General features: G+C 37.8%; 14 protein-coding genes. 5 read left to right on the forward strand and 9 right to left on the reverse strand.

Annotated elements, in window-relative coordinates:
* Window positions 1–71: 71 nt before the first annotated feature.
* From ACTJJH_RS13260 to ACTJJH_RS13280, 5 genes are all read right to left on the reverse strand, one after another.
* Window positions 72–776 carry a GAD-like domain-containing protein gene (locus ACTJJH_RS13260; RefSeq protein WP_202732637.1) on the reverse strand — a complete coding sequence of 235 codons (705 nt, stop codon included), beginning with the start codon at window positions 774–776 and terminating at the stop codon, window positions 72–74.
* Window positions 777–1002: 226 nt separating this feature from the next.
* On the reverse strand, window positions 1003–1704 hold the full coding sequence (locus ACTJJH_RS13265; protein WP_202732638.1) for a GAD-like domain-containing protein: 702 nt from the start codon (window positions 1702–1704) through the stop codon (window positions 1003–1005).
* Complete coding sequence (locus ACTJJH_RS13270) at window positions 1704–3392, reverse strand: polymorphic toxin type 15 domain-containing protein (RefSeq protein WP_202732639.1); 1689 nt, start codon at window positions 3390–3392, stop codon at window positions 1704–1706. Before ACTJJH_RS13270 ends, ACTJJH_RS13265 begins: the two co-directional genes overlap by 1 nt.
* Window positions 3392–6223 carry a DUF2345 domain-containing protein gene (locus tag ACTJJH_RS13275; protein WP_440601264.1) on the reverse strand — a complete coding sequence of 944 codons (2832 nt, stop codon included), beginning with the start codon at window positions 6221–6223 and terminating at the stop codon, window positions 3392–3394. Before ACTJJH_RS13275 ends, ACTJJH_RS13270 begins: the two co-directional genes overlap by 1 nt.
* Before the next feature lie 106 nt (window positions 6224–6329).
* Complete coding sequence (locus ACTJJH_RS13280; protein WP_440601265.1) at window positions 6330–7226, reverse strand: LysR family transcriptional regulator; 897 nt, start codon at window positions 7224–7226, stop codon at window positions 6330–6332.
* 98 nt (window positions 7227–7324) lie between these two features.
* Here ACTJJH_RS13280 and ACTJJH_RS13285 point away from each other — a divergent pair, with 98 nt between their 5' ends.
* The 4 genes from ACTJJH_RS13285 to ACTJJH_RS13300 all read left to right on the forward strand — a co-directional run bounded on the left by ACTJJH_RS13285 (window position 7325) and on the right by ACTJJH_RS13300 (window position 10980).
* A complete protein-coding gene (locus ACTJJH_RS13285) occupies window positions 7325–8665 on the forward strand; it encodes an MFS transporter (RefSeq protein WP_440601266.1) in 1341 nt (446 codons plus the stop codon).
* A complete protein-coding gene (locus tag ACTJJH_RS13290) occupies window positions 8658–9059 on the forward strand; it encodes a hypothetical protein (protein WP_440207064.1) in 402 nt (133 codons plus the stop codon). The genes ACTJJH_RS13285 and ACTJJH_RS13290 overlap by 8 nt, the downstream gene beginning before the upstream one ends.
* A 95-nt stretch (window positions 9060–9154) precedes the next feature.
* The gene (locus ACTJJH_RS13295) at window positions 9155–10099 is read left to right on the forward strand and encodes an ABC transporter permease (RefSeq protein WP_440207063.1); all 945 of its coding nucleotides are present in this window, start codon (window positions 9155–9157) and stop codon (window positions 10097–10099) included.
* A complete protein-coding gene (locus tag ACTJJH_RS13300; protein ID WP_001000088.1) occupies window positions 10099–10980 on the forward strand; it encodes an ABC transporter ATP-binding protein in 882 nt (293 codons plus the stop codon). The genes ACTJJH_RS13295 and ACTJJH_RS13300 overlap by 1 nt, the downstream gene beginning before the upstream one ends.
* Before the next feature lie 51 nt (window positions 10981–11031).
* Here ACTJJH_RS13300 and ACTJJH_RS13305 read toward each other — a convergent pair whose 3' ends face one another.
* From ACTJJH_RS13305 to ACTJJH_RS13320, 4 genes are read right to left on the reverse strand one after another with little or no spacing between them, the layout of a single operon-like run.
* Complete coding sequence (locus ACTJJH_RS13305) at window positions 11032–12054, reverse strand: ABC transporter substrate-binding protein (protein ID WP_440601267.1); 1023 nt, start codon at window positions 12052–12054, stop codon at window positions 11032–11034.
* The gene (gene atzF / locus ACTJJH_RS13310) at window positions 12051–13862 is read right to left on the reverse strand and encodes an allophanate hydrolase (RefSeq protein WP_440601268.1); all 1812 of its coding nucleotides are present in this window, start codon (window positions 13860–13862) and stop codon (window positions 12051–12053) included. The genes ACTJJH_RS13305 and atzF overlap by 4 nt, the downstream gene beginning before the upstream one ends.
* A 12-nt stretch (window positions 13863–13874) precedes the next feature.
* On the reverse strand, window positions 13875–14309 hold the full coding sequence (locus ACTJJH_RS13315; protein WP_001118705.1) for a CopG family ribbon-helix-helix protein: 435 nt from the start codon (window positions 14307–14309) through the stop codon (window positions 13875–13877).
* A gap of 4 nt (window positions 14310–14313) precedes the next feature.
* Complete coding sequence (locus ACTJJH_RS13320; protein WP_033850399.1) at window positions 14314–14439, reverse strand: hypothetical protein; 126 nt, start codon at window positions 14437–14439, stop codon at window positions 14314–14316.
* Window positions 14440–14730: 291 nt separating this feature from the next.
* Between ACTJJH_RS13320 and ACTJJH_RS13325 the strand changes: the two genes are divergently transcribed.
* Window positions 14731–16590: an AAA family ATPase gene (locus ACTJJH_RS13325; protein WP_440601269.1), complete on the forward strand. Its 1860-nt coding sequence runs from the start codon at window positions 14731–14733 to the stop codon at window positions 16588–16590.
* Window positions 16591–16592: the final 2 nt, after the last annotated feature.

Consider the following 16592-nt stretch of genomic DNA (forward strand, 5'->3'; position numbering starts at 1 on the left):
TTTATATATAGGAAAAGGAGCCTAGCTCCCTTTTCTAATTACTCTCATAGCATATAGTTTGTTAGGCAAAATTAACCTTTCGGTTTGATACCCAAACGATCAACCTCTTTGGCAATATCCAACATGACTTGAAACTTATCTAGCTGAGCTACAAAAGGAATGTATTGGAATAAATCTACTTTTTTCATATTCTCAATAACTTGTGGCCCACCTAATACTGCTGGTGGTTCAAAGGCATAGATTTCATTCTCTTTAAGCTCACCTAGATTTGTTAAACAGCGATCAAAAAGTAATTTGCTATTTTTATCATAAGCATCAATTGATTCTTTTTTTCCTTTAATTAAAATTGTTGATAAAAAAGAACTCATATGATCTTCTTCGCTAAAATTTCTGTTTTCATTAATACTTGGAAAAATCATCATATTAATAATATCAATGGTCAAGTTCGAATCTGTTTCTTTACTAGTTACTAATAATTTTCCAAAAGCAGTTCTTGCTATTACATAAAAATCATCATGTTGCGTAAAATCAGTATCTTTTAAGGAAAGCTCTAAAATATCTTCATAATCTACTGGATTGACTAGCCAAAAGCCGCCATTTTCAAACGATGCAAAACCAAGTTTTTCCCAAATATAAAATAGATATTCAGGAAAAGTATGTTGATGCTGAGCAATGAATTCAGGCGTTGGTTTTTTACCTATTTCAATCTTAGAAAACTTAACATTAAAGTAATCAAAGTACTTTTGTATCGCTTCCTGTTGGCTAATCGGCAACATTATTTATATCTCTCTAATTTCACATTAAGTTTAGTTGCATCTTTCACACTTGGATCAATTCCTTTAACAGCATCATTAATAGATCCTACATGGCTTATAGATTCACCAATTGCTTTATTGCCACAACTACGCCTAATGAATCAAAAGATATTGTTAATTGCTATTTTTGATCAATAAAAAAGTAGGAGTTAAACTCCCACTCAAAAAATTTATAACTTACTACTTTTTAATGATTTGGCTTAATCCCTAAACGATCAACCTCTTTGGAAATATCCAACATCACTTGAAACTTATCTAGTTGAGCTACAAAAGGAATGTATTGGAATAAATCTACTTTTTTCATATTCTCAATAACTTGTGGCCCACCTAATACTGCTGGTGGTTCAAAGGCATAGATTTCATTCTCTTTAAGCTCACCTAGATTTGTTAAACAGCGATCAAAAAGTAGATTTTCATTTTTATCATAAATATCAATTGCTTTTTTTGTCCCTTTCATTGTAATAGTGGATAAAAGTGATCTTAAAAAATTTATTTCCTGATCATCTATATTTTCTTTTATATTTGGATAAATTCTCAAATTCACAATATCTATTGTTAATTTTGACCTCGTATTTTTTCCTACAGCATATAATTCACCGAAAGCACTATGAGCTATAACATAAAAATCATCATATTCAGGAAAGTCAGTATCTTTGAGACAAAGTTCTAAAATATCTTCATAATCCACTGGATTAACTAACCAAAACCCTCCATTTTCAAATGATGCAAAACCTAACTTATCCCAAATATAAAATAGATATTCAGGAAAAGTATGCTCATATTGAGCAATAAATTCAGCCGTTGGTTGCTTTCCTTTTCTTATACTTGAAAAATGTATATTAAAAAAATCAATAAATTCATCGACTAATTTTTTTGAACTCACTTCCATTATTTACATCTCTCTAATTTGACATTGAGTTTAGTTGCATCTTTCTCACTTGGATCAATCCCTTTGACAGCATTATCAATAGATCCTACACGACTTATGGTTTCTCCAGTCGCTTTATTGCCCCAACCACTACCAATTGATGAATTCACATTCTTTAAACCTATATCCATAGGAGCATTACTCATAATTCCTGCCGATATCTGATCTGGATTATGAAGTGCAGCCATAGTAGACATGATATCTTTTGAATCCTGATCAGCTTTTTTGCGTGCACTTAGAGGATCCATTGTTTCTAAGTTTTCTTCAAATTTTGAATCAGCTAAATCTTTTTCATATTTTTGCCTAGCTTGAATCTGATCCAAACCATTCCCTCGACCATTTTGTTTAAAAAGCTCCCGACCTTTCTCATAATCTTTTGCCGTCATACTATTTAAAGCATTCTGTTGCATTTCTAACTGGCGATCGGTTTCCCATTTTAAATATTGATCTTCTGACCAATTTTCACGCTTGGCTTGTGGCGGATGTCCTAAATCAATATTTTTACGGGCATTGGCTCGAGCTTTAGGAGTATTTACTGGCTCAAAACATCCGACCTTATGCTCTTTCATCTTGGCAAAAGCAATTTTATTAGATGGCTGTGTATGGCTAGCTCGAGTCGGTTGACTTGGACTCCCACCAATATGGATATCCATCCCATTGCCATGTCCACCTGCAACACTCAGTTTTGGTTGTCCCATAATCTCATGACAAGCATTCTCAACCTGACGACAAAGGTCATCAATATATCGTCCAACCTGAGCCATGATACTTTTAAGTGCAGCCGCGTATTTATCTGCCAGAGCATCAAACCCAGTCATTTTAGCAGTATTACGACTACCATACATTTGTAAAAGTGATTGTAGTTTTGCAAGATATTGATTAAGGACTAGTTTTGCATTTGTACCTATTTCTATCCAAGGTTTGGTTTTCAGCCACCTTTCAGGGTTATCTCCCCAAAATGGTTTATAACCAAGCTTTCGACAATAAGATTCCAACTGCTCAATTGCCTTAAATAACTCATCTTTTGTTTTAATAACTTTACTAGTAATCAACTTGGCAATCGTTTTAAAAACTGAACCAAAAAATGGAATTACACCAATTCCTACTAAGGCTAAACTCATCCAGTTTTCAGGTGTTCTTTCTTTTTCATCTGATAAAATAATAACACTGGCCAATAAATCCCGGATATCACATATCTGATCGGCAACAGGGATCATACTGATGAGGCCACCCACAATCACTTGGGCAACTGTAGGATCTTTATTAAAATCGCCACTAATAAATCCAAAAATATATTGAATATCGTCTATATTTTCACCAATTATCTTATTAATATTATTTGCAAGATTAATATCTGTTTGTACTTTTACAGCAAATGCAAGTTGTATCGCATGTTGAAACTTATCTAAAAAACCTGCAGATTCAGGTAATGCTTCAATTGAAAAATGACTAGATACATAAGCATATTGGGTTTGATCTTTTTTTTCTAAAGGTGCATGTCTCGCTACGCCATATTCAGACTCACCTAATGCAAGACTTAGAAACTCAGAAGATTGGATAAATTCTTGTTGAATATATCCTGATTTACCACTTAAACCTTGCCAAAACTGTTCATTTCCTGTTTCAGGTGTTTTATTTTGCTCAACCATTACTTAACACCTTTGGTTTGAATAAAGTTAGAAAACCAACTGTCATCAACCGCATCTGATTTCTCATTTTCACTAAATACAGTTTCATAAAGAACTTGTGCCTTTCCAACAGGAACATCTCGAATAAAAGCTTGCCCTTTTTCATCTAAAAATCCAGTTCTTTTAGAACCATCAGAGAGTGTTACCGTATAATTAGAACCTTTTGCGGGCGTACCATCAGCATGAAAATATTCTAAAAATAAATCCTGCGGCTGGGGTTCAAAAACAGGTAATGATGGTAAGCTAGGCTGAACGCTCCCTCCCCCCATAAACACATGCTGCCCAGCTTTTACCTCAAACTTGCCACCAGTGACAGGGAAAATTCCCGAGCCATTAATCTTGATTTGAGACCCACCTGCCGTAATAACGATTTCTTTAGAAGCACTAATTTCAATTTTGTCTTCTGTTGAAATAATCTGAACAGCTTTACGGGCAATTAAATCTGCTCCGTCACCTTGTGCTTGTATCTCGACCTTACCTTTGCCTGCATAAAGTCTTGCACCTTCTTGAGCTGCAAAAAGGCTAATTTTATTTTGGGCATGTGCAATTAGGTTCTTTTGGGTAGAAAGATTAATGCTATCACCAACAGTTTGACTTAACTGACCATCTGCGCTGAGGTGAATGTCCTCGTTACTGGCTAGAGCAATACTGTTGGGTGCAGTTAATATCATCAAGGCTTGCTTAAAAGCAGCAGCTTTGTCTTGATCTTTTGCTTCAATTTGCTCTATGAACGTTTTTAGGTTCTCCAGCATTTCCAATGGATCAGTTTGCTGATTTTTAGCAACTTCACTGAGTGCCTTGGCATTGCTAAGGCCGCCTTCTATTTGTTGTTTGGCCTCATTTGCATCTAGGTGTACACCTTGGGCTTGGTCCTGTTTATGGGTACTAACGAGTAAGCCGCTACCCGCTCTTACCGCGCCCCACTGATCAGTTCTGAGTTCGAAGCCTTCCCCACGACCATCACTTTCCGCCTTGTCTTTTGGATGGCTTAAGTTACCCAAGTTGAGCTGGCTTGCGGCATGACTACTTTGCAGCTGGGCACTGATCTGGCCTGTGGTGTCATCAAAACGTAGCTGGTTAAAGCCTTTGCCATCGACTTCTTCTGAGCGGATGCCACTGAGTTTTTTAGTATCAGGTAGCTGGCCTTTCTGGTCGAACTGCGTTGGGTAGCGTTCAGCTTCATGAATACGGCCCACCACAAATGGACGGTCAATGTTGCCGTCAAAGAAATCGATCACTACGATCTCGCCTACGCGAGGTAAGAAGCGCGCGCCATAACCCGCACCTGCCCACGGGGTCAGCACATCGACCCAAGCGGAGTCGGTGTCATTGTCGTTACTTCCCGCACCACCGTCATGGCTATGGTCATCAGTTCGGGTAAACAGGAAACGGACTTTAATGCGGCCCCACTGATCAACGTGGATGCTTTCACCTTCCAGCCCCACCACTCTAGCGCGCTGCGGGTGAGCAGCTGGTCGGTGTTCTAGTGGGCTATATTCAGGGACAGCTTTAATGTTACGTCGAACGACATTGAGTTCAGCAAAGTGACGTTGCTCAGAGTTTTGGTTATCGAGTTGGGCTGCCTTGAGCTTGTCTTTTGGCAACAGACGCTCAAGTTGCTGTTGTAATTCTTTCGGTAAATTATTCTGGTTATAGTAGTGCTTGCGTAAAATTAAGAATTCTTTATCAGCACTGTCATGTTGGTCGAGTTCTGGGTGATCATTGAGTTCAAACCAGTAACCGACCTGTGCATCACGGAAGTTACCTAAAACCGTAAACTGTTTAGAACTCAGGTGATGGTAAGCATTAATGTGCTGGTTCAGCTGTTCAATCTGGCTATTACCAGAAGCGGTCGCTTGATCTTCACCGTTTAAGTCCTGCATCCAAGCGGGGCTAACGTGCCATGCATCTTCAAGGTTTAGGCTGGCATTGTCATAGTGTTCACTGTGCTTTTGTGTGCCTTGTACGCTGCCACTACCTTCTTCTTGTTGCAGCGCATCAGCTTGCCAGCGTTGCACATGAACCGAAGTCGGCTGTAAGCGGCGCTCTGCCTTGACTTGGGTAATGGTATCAAACTGTTCTGTAGCACTGCTGCGCTGGTAGCGGAGGCTACGTCGTTCAAGAGCTTGATAGTTTTGGTTATCATCAATTAAACGTAAGACTTGTGGCTGGATAGAAGCATTCGGATCAGCGACCAAAAGTTGCGATTCATCGACCAACCAGTTAATGCCTTCACTACGCCACAAACGGGTTAAAAAGTCATAATCGCTTTCATTTGACTGCATTACAAATGGACGCACATCGTAATCTTTGGTTAAGCCAGATGTATCAAGTGTTAAGCTTGAGGCAAATAACGGGCTTTTCCCCTGCCATTCTTTAAACAGAATTTCGCTAATATCCCGCACGCTTTTACTCATAAACACTCGGCTATTGCGGCGTTTATGCCAGAGTGCAATTGGATCTTTTAAGGTTAAATTATAAATAGTCAGTGAGCCATCACTTTGCCCTTGGCTCGCTTCGGTAATAATGCCTGTAGTTCTAAAAAATTGGCCTGCATCCGTCACCTGATCGACAGCAACCTGACAGCCAATAAATTGTTTTAATGCAATATGCGCGTTTGTCGACAGACACAGTAACTCAGCAACGCTACCTTGGTTGAGCGTATGCTCGCCTTCAATGCGTTGTAAGAAGACTTGATTGTTTAATGATGGGTTGGAAAATTGCACATGAAGTACACGATTCTGTGCGACCAAACCTAAACTATCTAAAATTTGAAATATTTTATGGGACATCGTTATTATAAAACTGAGTCATAATCATCGATATTTTATAAAAAACAGACAGAATTGTCTATTTATATAAATTAGCTTATCTTCCATGACTTACATATTTTTTAGTTTAACTGAAAGAAAGATTGGCTATTAAATAATCTATAAATGCTCTCGTTTTGGCCGGTAAATTAGAGGTATGAGGATAAAGTAATTGAATACTTTGTAGCGGTAACGAAAAATCAGGAAATAACCGAATTAGGCGATTTTGTTGAATATCTTCATCAACTAACCATGCAGGACAAATCGCTACACCTAAAGATGAAAGAGTCATTTGATGAATTGCAGTCACCGAGTTTGATTCATACTGACTTCGAATAAAAGGTAATGAATATTGCTCCCCTAAAGTGTTTTGCAAAATATATTGTGAATCTTGCCAATTTAATAAAGTGTGGCCAATCCAAGGAACATTCGCTAAATCAGATATATTTTCTATAGGATAGTCTTTTATAAACTGCCGAGTAGCTACAAGATAAATTGGATATTCTCCAATTTTTCGAGTTTTTAGAGATGAGTTTTTTAAATTCCCTAGTCGAATAACCAGATCTAATTTTTCAGTCACTAAATCATCGAGAGATGAATTAAACGAATACTGTAAACGTAAATGTGGGTAAAGCCGACAAAACTCAGGCAGTAAAGGCAAAATGAAACGTTGGCCAAACTCATTGGTAGACGAAAACCTTAAAGTGCCTGTAATGCTTGTACCTAAGTGTTGGCTTCGTTCAAATGCCTCATCAATCTGAAGTTGGATTTGTTTAAAATCCTCATAAAAATGCTGACCGATTTCAGTTAATGCAATATTACGGGTGTTGCGAATTAACAGGCTTGTATTGAGCTGCTTTTCTAATTGTTTTATATCAATACTCACCATTGATCGGCTTAAGCCTAAAATTTCAGCAGCCTTGGTAAAAGAACCAGAATCAACGACTTGTAAAAAACTGGTAATTTGCTTGAGGTTTTTTTGCACAATTAAGCCAATTGTTTAAAATTATCAAACAATGATTTTACTTCGCTTGCATCGACAATAAAAGAGCTGGATCTTACCCTGCCTGCACGGAGGTAGGTATGTCTTATCGATATAAAATAGCAACAGTGTTTTTACTTGGGTTCTTTATTGATTGCATCAACATTTTTATGTCTGCAATTGCATTACCCAATATTGCATCGTCATTTTCAGTTAGCCAATCCATGGTCGCTTGGGTAACAAACGCGTATATTCTCGGCCTCATTTTAATTATGCCCCTGAGTTTATGGTTAGCCACCAAACTTGGGAACCAAAAGTTATTGTGTTATTCGATGCTGTTATTTTCGATAAGCATTTGCTTTATTGGCTTTAGTGAATCGATTTATAGCTTAATTTTTTGGCGATTTATTCAAGGCGTAGCTGGAGGCTTATTAATTCCAGTCGGGCAAGCTCTCGTATATGCATTATTCCCGAACCAAGAACGCCAACGCATTTCTACATTAATTATGGCAATTGCTTTAATTGCGCCAGCTTTTTCACCTGCGATTGGGGGCGTGATTATTGATTCATTAAATTGGCGATGGGTATTTTTATCAAACCTTCCTTTTTCTTTACTGGCAGCGGCTCTAGCATGGTTATGGATTAAAAAAACAGAGAATGTATCGAGTGAAAAACCAGACATAAAAGGCTTGGTTATTTTTAATATAAGCCTATTATCTTTATTACTCTCCTTTTCATTTTATAGTGATTACCATAACGCCTCATTCGCTCTAACGAGTTTTCTAATTTCAGTCGGAATGCTTATTTTTTATATTCGACATGCGAAAAAAAATTCCCATCCTGTTCTTAATCTTCAGTTATTAAAAAATAAAAATTTATGTAATGCATTTATTGTCTATTACGCTGTTCCGGGTATTTTTACTGGCGTTAATTTACTCAATATTTTTAATTTACAGCTTAACTTTGGCTTTAATGCAAAACAAACTGGTTTATTCATGTTGCTCTATGCAACTGGGGCACTCGCAGCCATGATTAGTGGTGGCCTGCTCTATCAACGGTTAGGAAAAAAGTATCTTCTTATTATTGGAATAACCCTACATAGCCTTGGCATATTTCTTTTATTTTGTATTTCAAACACTAGCCCTTTGAGCTTTTTAGTGATTTCTTATTTATTGATGGGTATGGGTGGCGGTCTAAGTGCCAATATTGCCCAAATTAGCTCCCTGATTGATTTTTCAGGCCAAGATTTATTACAAGGAAGTGTGCTCTGGAATATTAATCGACAAGTTTCATTTAGTGTTGGTACTGTCGTTCTCATTTCGATATATAACTTGATGTCTGGCTCAAGCGACCTGCTTCGCTATCAACATACTTTTTTAATTGCAGCTTTGCTCTGCTTACTTTCACTCATTCCCGTTTTAAAGGAGAAAACCCATGTCTAAACAAATGGATCAGGCCATTCAAAGTGTCATTGACCTACATATTTTAATAGAAAATGTATTTACAGGAAAAAATGCAGAGCAAAGTCTAAGCCCGCTTTTAGATAGCTTTTATCAAAATTTTAAGATGGTAACGGTTCAAGGTCACAGCATTGGTTTCGCAGAAGTGAATAGTTTATTTAGTCAGAATATCGGAAAAAAACCTTCTTTAAAAATCGACATTATTAAGAGTACAGCTTTATACGAATTTGAAAATTATTGTTGGGTGCAATATCAGGAACATCAGCAAACTGATGAAACCGAAACATTACGCACTTCGACGGCCTGCATTAAAGTAGACGGCGAAAGATGTTATTGGGTTTATTTACATGAAACTTTAGTTTCCTCATCTTCTTAACTCATCTAGAGTATCTTAAAGATGGCACCTATTTTGCTTAACAATATTACGTTTTATGAAAATCGTAATACTGATCATAATGGGGAGCTCTCGATATGGGTTATGTTGCAAAGGAATTTACTCGAAAGAACAAGCTGATTTTCAGTATTTGTTCTTTCGTTATTCCAATATGTCTTTGGTGCGCAATCAGTTACTTACCTTTTGTTTGGCATCCTCAAGTACAAATCACGAATTCGGGAAGTCTTTCTTACCTACAAGTGGGAAGTCGTATTGATAAAAATGTGTTCTATCTCGAAGCACAAAATGCAGTCAATCGAAATTCTGCACCACCACAAGGTATTTTAGTCAATCCGATTTATTTACCCGCTCCCCATGAAGTCGCTAAGGCTTTGGTCACCGCCTTTACCACACCACCAGAACAACCTGATTCGCCGTGGTTTCATCAAAGTTTATGGCACAGTATTAAACTGGTTTTTTCAGCCTTTTTTATCTCTTCGCTGATTGGGATTCCACTGGGTATTTTGTGTGGTTTTTCTAAGCGTATATCCCTATTGACGGAACCTTTTGTCGAGTTTTTCCGTTACTTACCCGCTCCCGCCTTTGGCGCACTTGCTGTAGCAATTTTAGGGATTAATGACGCACCTAAAATTGCCATTATTGTGATTGGTACTCTCTTTCAGCAAATTCTAATTATTGCCAATACCACCCGAATGGTTGATCGAAGCTTAATTGAAGCTGGCTATACGCTTGGCACCAATAAGCTCAAAAGTTTATTTCATGTGGTGATTCCTGCTGCCTTACCTGATATTTACCGTGACTTACGTGTGTTACTGGGCTGGGCTTGGACCTATTTAATTGTTTCAGAATTGATTGGTACGACCTCGGGTATTACATGGTTTATTACCCAACAGGCACGCTATCAAAACTTTGACAATGTCTATGCAGCTATTTTGATTATTGGGGTGATTGGTCTGGTCTGTGATTGGCTATTAATGAAGTTAGGTGAGCGGATGTTCACTTGGAAAGTAGGAGCAAAATAATGAACGATTCAACATTTAACGCACATGAATACTTTCAAAAAATTTATGAACGTCCTGTTATTTTAGAAGCTAAACAACTGAGCCAAGTGTTTAAGCATGGTCAAAGCGAACGCACTGTTTTAAATAAGCTCGATTTAAAAATTCATAAAAGAGAATTTATTTGTGTGATTGGCCCCTCTGGCTGCGGCAAATCGACATTAAGCCGTGTTATTGCAGGTTTAGACCCATACCATAGCGGAGAAGTTTTAGTAGACGGCGAATGCATTACAGGCCCATGTCCTGAACGCGGCATGGTGTTTCAGGGCTATACCCTTTTTCCGTGGAAAACTGTAAAAGAAAACGTGATGTTTGGTCCGCAAATGCGCGGCGCTAGTCAAATGACAGCCGAAGCTCAAGCACGTGAATGGATCAATATTATTGGTTTAGAAAAATATGAAAATCAGTATCCACACCAACTTTCTGGTGGCATGAAACAGCGTGTTGCGATAGCTAGAGCTTTGGTTAATCAACCTAAAATTTTACTCATGGATGAACCTTTTGGTGCACTCGATCCACACACCCGTCAAAAAATGCAAAAGCACTTGATGGATTTATGGCAAAACATTGATATCACCATTATTTTTGTGACCCATGACATGGATGAAGCCATTTTACTGGCAGACCGAATTGTGGCACTTAAAGCCAACCCAGGTGAAATTAAGGAAATTATTGAAGTTAATTTGCCGCGTCCACGCTCACTCGACTTGATGAGCACACCTGAGTTTAAACAGCTCCGTTCACGGGTAGATTATTTAGTTCACGCCGAAGAAGATGAGCTTGACCCTGCTTTACAAGACTTACCGAAAATACCGCGTATGACTCAGGTCAGTACAGAAAAATAAGAAAGACATTAAAAAGCCCAAGTTCATCTTGGGCTTTTTTATTGATTGGGTTTATTTAAGTTGTTCTATGAGTGTTGGATAAATCAGCCCATCTACATTTTGTTCAGTTTTATAAATACCGTTTTCGACATTAAATCTATTGACGTGATAGCTAGAGCCATAAATCGAGTCAAAGCCTTCAGATTTAGTAAATACTTTTTTATTGGCATTGATATCTAATAAATGCGTACCGCTAACCATCAACTCATATTGTTTTGGGTCAACCCCTGAACGATTTGCCATAATTTTAACCGCATCGGCATGAGTTGCAGGGTCATTAATATATTTAACTGTTTTATCCCACACCTGAATGACTTTTTTCCATTCTTCTTGATGAGCAGTTAAATGACTCATGTTGACTGTTAAGGTGTCGTAAATTAAACCTGGCTTGTCTTTAGAGGTGTAGATAATTTTAGAGCCTGCCACTGCTTTTAATGCCTGACCTGCAACAGGTTGCCAAACAGCAATCGCGGAAATATCAGGGCTATTAAACACTTGGGGTAATTGGTTAGTGGCTGAGTTTACTAGCTTCACCTCATTCGCTTTAATATTATAGTCGGTTAAAGCTGTTGCCAATAAAAGATGGTCAACCAAGCCTTTTTCAACACCGATTGATTTTCCTTTTAAGTCTTGAATGGTGTTAATACCCTCTTTTGCAATGATGACATCATTCCCCGCAGAATAATCCGTTGCCATGATCATCATGCCTTGCGTACCGCCAGAAGCAGTTACCAAGTTATCGCCATTGGTGACCAACACAGCGTCGAGCTGATTTGCCGAAAAGGCTGAAAGAGAAGTCGAATAATCAAACCATTTAAACTCTACATTTAGCCCTGCTTCTTTTAACCAGCCTTTCTCAATAGCCACTTGCCAAGCCACCCAGCCCGGCCAATCACTATAGCCAATCGTAATTGGTTTTGTAGTGGTGGCTCCCTGAGCGTCTTGTTTGGCCTCGGGTACTTTAGCGGTATTGTCACACCCACCCAATATAACTGCCGATAAAATAGATACGGATAAAAACGCTTTTTTAATCATATAGAAACTTCCCCAACATTTTTACTAACAACACTTTGAGCGGTTTGATTGAGTGACAGTATGTAAGCTCGCCAGCCTCCAAAATGGCTAATATCGGTTGCATCTTGAATGGCATACGCTTCGCAAATAAAGCCTTTGACCCATGTTCCATCTTTTAGTTTAAGGTTCCCAATACCAAGTGGTGCAGGCACTTCAGCCACAATCGCTCCAAAATTTGCTAAGGGAACATCCCACACTTCGACTTCAATTGAAGTCCCTGCTGCATCGCATTGCAGCCCCGGTTTTGGTGGTGTGGTATTTTTTAAAGCAAAGAGTTTATATGTGTCTGCTGTCTGAGTTTTCTTAAGCAAAGTGGCATTACGGCTAGTGAGCTGAAAATTAAGTGGCATGCCTGTTAAGTGCGCTCCCACAACAGCTAACTGCACTGAATGATTCGACTGGATCTCTAGACTTTTTTGATAATTTTGAGTTGATTTACCTAAACTCAGTGATGTTTCGGCTTGCCAGAGCTGAGCAAAATTGGCCAGTGCCTGATCGTGCCAAGCTGGTGCAATAAAGGTTACCCCACTTGGTAGGCCGTCTTCACGGAGTACATTTGGTAAAGCTAAAGCCGAAAGATCAGCAAAATTGACAAAGTTAGTATAGGCCCCCATGTGTGCATTTTTAGTCAATGGGTCGGCTTCAACTTCTGCAATGGTATAAATGATTGGTGCTGTCGGAACCATCAATGCATCAAAAGGTTGTAATGCCAAATTAATTTTTCGAGCCAGTACGGCACGGTTATATTCGGCTTGAAGTGCATCTGTTGCCTTGAATTTATCTGCCTGCGCAATAATTTGAGCAATAACAGGATGAGCCTTTCCACGTGTTGTCATGCGTTCAACGGCGACTGTTCTTTCCGCTACCCAAGCATCATTATATAGTGCGGCAGCAAGTTCATTGAATGCACTGAAATCAATACTCTCAACGTCATAGCCCAGTTTTTTTACGCGCTCAATTGCCACTAAAAAGGCTTTTTCAGATTCAATGTCTCCATAAAACTCAAGTTGAGCTGGAATAGCAATTTTTTGTTTAGAAAATTGAGTCGGTACATTGGCTGGATGTATTCGTGAATATTCATCTATTTCATCATAGCCCTGCATTAAACTGGCAACTGTCCAAGCATCATCAATGTGCAGCGCAAAAATAGAAATGACATCAATGGTTCGACATGCAGGAATTAAACCTGTGGTAGAAAACCAGCCCTTTGTCGGCTTAAGACCCACAATATTGTTATGGCCCGCAGGAACACGCCCTGACCCCGCCGTGTCTGTCCCCAAACTAAAAGGCACAATGCCATTGGCAACTACCACTGATGAACCTGAGCTTGAACCTCCACTAATATATTCAGGGTTAAAACTATTTTTTACTGGACCGTATGGAGAGCGAACACCAACCAGCCCCGTTGCAAACTGATCGAGGTTGGTTTTTCCAACCACAATCGCCCCTGCTTTTTTTAGCTTGGCAACTACGGCAGCGTCTTGCTTAGCTAAATATTGAATCTCTTTACAGGCAGCAGTCGTGTGAAAGCCAGCGACATCAATGTTGTCTTTGACTGCAAATGGCACACCGTATAGTGGTAAATCGGTAATACTCTGGTCTTTTAAAATATCAATTTGCGATTGAATCTGCTCGTTCGATGCAATTTCAATCCATGCATGATCATCATTTTTAATTTCTGCAACATAGCCAATCAAATCTTCAAGATGGATTTGCCCATTTTGATATGCTGTTTTCCAGTCTTGAATAGTCCATAAATTTTTCAACACGCTACTCCTCATTTAGTCATTTTGCTGTATAGGCGGCATAACGGCATCCATCAGTTCTAAATGCCCTTTAATCACACCTTTAAGCACAATAAATTGCTGGCTAATTTGTCTAAGCTCAGAACTCGCGCCCTGCATTAACATGACTTGCAATATCTTTTGTTGGTCGAGCTGAATATGAAGTGAACTAATCACCTGTGCTAAAAACTGTTGCTGTAAATCGACCAATTGATTGCGTAAGGTCATTTGGCTAGCGTCATAAAGTAGCGTTAATGTGCCCACCATGACTTCATTGGCCTGTGCCTGCTCCGCAATTAAGTGTTTATTAATCATGTCGACAATGGCTTGCGAGCGACTTTCATAATTCTGCTCGACAATTTTTTGATCGAGTGCGTTAAGTGTCGTTTCAGGTACGGTAATACTGATCCGAGCCAACTTTTGTTTTGCCACAGTCTTATCCTTTTGTTTTAGGCGGCTGATTGTTTTGCTTGATATATACGCCTGCACGTACGCTAAGCAATTCGACTAAAAGGGCTTTTAAAGTTGGCTTTGGTTGAACCACAGGTTTTACATCGTTCATATCGCACCTCTAGTTTGGTATTACCAAATTCAGTTTTTGTATTACTGATATGGAATGCAGAAAATGTGCCAGTTTTTAAGCGTCGTTTTGGTAGAGTTGGCAGAAATTTGTGAGTGATTTTTGGGCAAGAAAAAGCCCCATGCACAGGGATGGGGCTAAATTAATAAATCAAGCTAAACAGCATATATAATTTTAGAAGTATAAAATTTTTATAAAATAATTTAACTAGATAGAAATAGTATAAATTTTAGGCTAGATTAATCTAACAATAAATAATGAAGTCAAAATCATATGGAATTAATTTCAATAGTTTTGGAAAACTTTAGGGGCTATCATTTAAAACATACAATTTTAATTGATGAATGTTTAACAGGAATTATAGGAAAAAATGATGCTGGTAAGTCCACAATATTTGAAGCCTTAGATATTTTTTTTGAAAATTCAAGTTTTGAGAAAAATGATCGGTGCATCTTTGCTACAGAAGAACAAAATACTTCTATCACATGTGTATTTAAGGACTTCCCTGAAAGTTTAAGTTTAGATGCCACTTCTCAGACTACTTTAGAAAGTGAATATCTTTTAAATAATGATTCATTTCTAGAGATCAAAAAAACTTTCCGTGTAAATCAAAAAATCACAACCGAAGTTTCAATTATCGCTAATTATCCATCAAATCCTGATCTAAATAGTTTAATTACACTTAAAAATGCTGAGTTAAAAAGCTTAATAAAAACTAAAGGGTTAGATATTACTCAAGTAGATGACCAGCGCTCTAATACCTGCTTAAGAAAGTTTCTTTTTTCTTCCGAGGCTCTAACTTTCCAAACTAAAGAAATTTCACTGAACAAAGAAGATGCAAAAAACTTATGGGAAAATATAAAAAGTTTTTTACCTATATTTGCATTATTTAAGTCTGATAGAAACAGTAGCGATCAAGATAGCGAAGTTCAAGATCCAATGAAATTAGCAATAAAAGCAGCTCTTTCTGAAATTCAGCCCAAGTTAACTGAAATACAAGAATATATACGGACAAATGTAGAAGATGTAGCAAAGAGAACGTTAAATAAACTTGGGGAAATGGATTCAAACCTAGCCAAGGATTTGATACCTAATTTTTCTAAAGATCCCAAATGGGATTCAATTTTTTCTATGACTTTAACATCAGAGTTAGGAATACCAGTTAATAAAAGAGGTAGTGGTGTCCGTAGACTAATTTTATTAAATTTCTTCAGAGCTGAGGCTGAAAAAAAATTCAAAGAAGCTAGAAATAGGTCAATAATATATGCAATTGAAGAACCAGAAACATCACAACATCCTAATTATCAAGAAATGCTTATCAAAGCATTATTAGAATTATCTCTATCTCCCAAAACGCAGATTTTAGTTACAACTCATACACCAGCATTAGCAGGTTTATTACCACTGGCAAGCTTACGTTATATCAATAAAGTTGATAAAAATCACATCATAGAACATGCAGATACAAACCAAATATTAGATAAGATTAGTCATGATCTAGGAATACACCCTTTTGGCTCGATAAATGATACACAATGCAAAGGTTACATATTTGTGGAGGGAGTATCAGATGTTGTATTCCTAAAACATATCTTTTCAAAATTCGCAGAAAATTCTCTTATTCAAAGAGATTATATTACAGCGAGGGATATTCAGTTATTAATAAGCGGTGGCAGCGATAATTTAAAACATTGGGTAAATTACAAATTAATTGAAACGCTTCAAAAACCATGGGCTGTATTCTTTGACTCAGACAATGATGGGCAGAACTGTGATAAATATCAGAAGAATATAGAGACTCAAAAAAGATATTCACATGTTGTCTTCCATCTAACGAAAAAAAGAGAATGTGAAAATTATCTTCATAAAAATGTTATTTCGCGCATAACAAATGGAGAAGTTGTTTTTTCACCTAATGATTATGCTGATCAGAAGGTCTTATTACATACCGAATTAATAAAATATATTGCAGTTAAAAAAACTAATTTAATTGAGAAATTATGGCACACAACCACTTGTGAGGAAATTATTGAAAGTTGCACAGATGTAGATGGAAACAATGAGTTTCTAGAGTTCATTAACCGTATCGAAACACATTTTAGTTTGCATGAAGATTCTAAAAAGACCGCATAAGC

It is taken from the genome of Acinetobacter sp. 22301 (genome assembly GCF_052045285.1).
GTDB lineage: Bacteria > Pseudomonadota > Gammaproteobacteria > Pseudomonadales > Moraxellaceae > Acinetobacter > Acinetobacter pittii.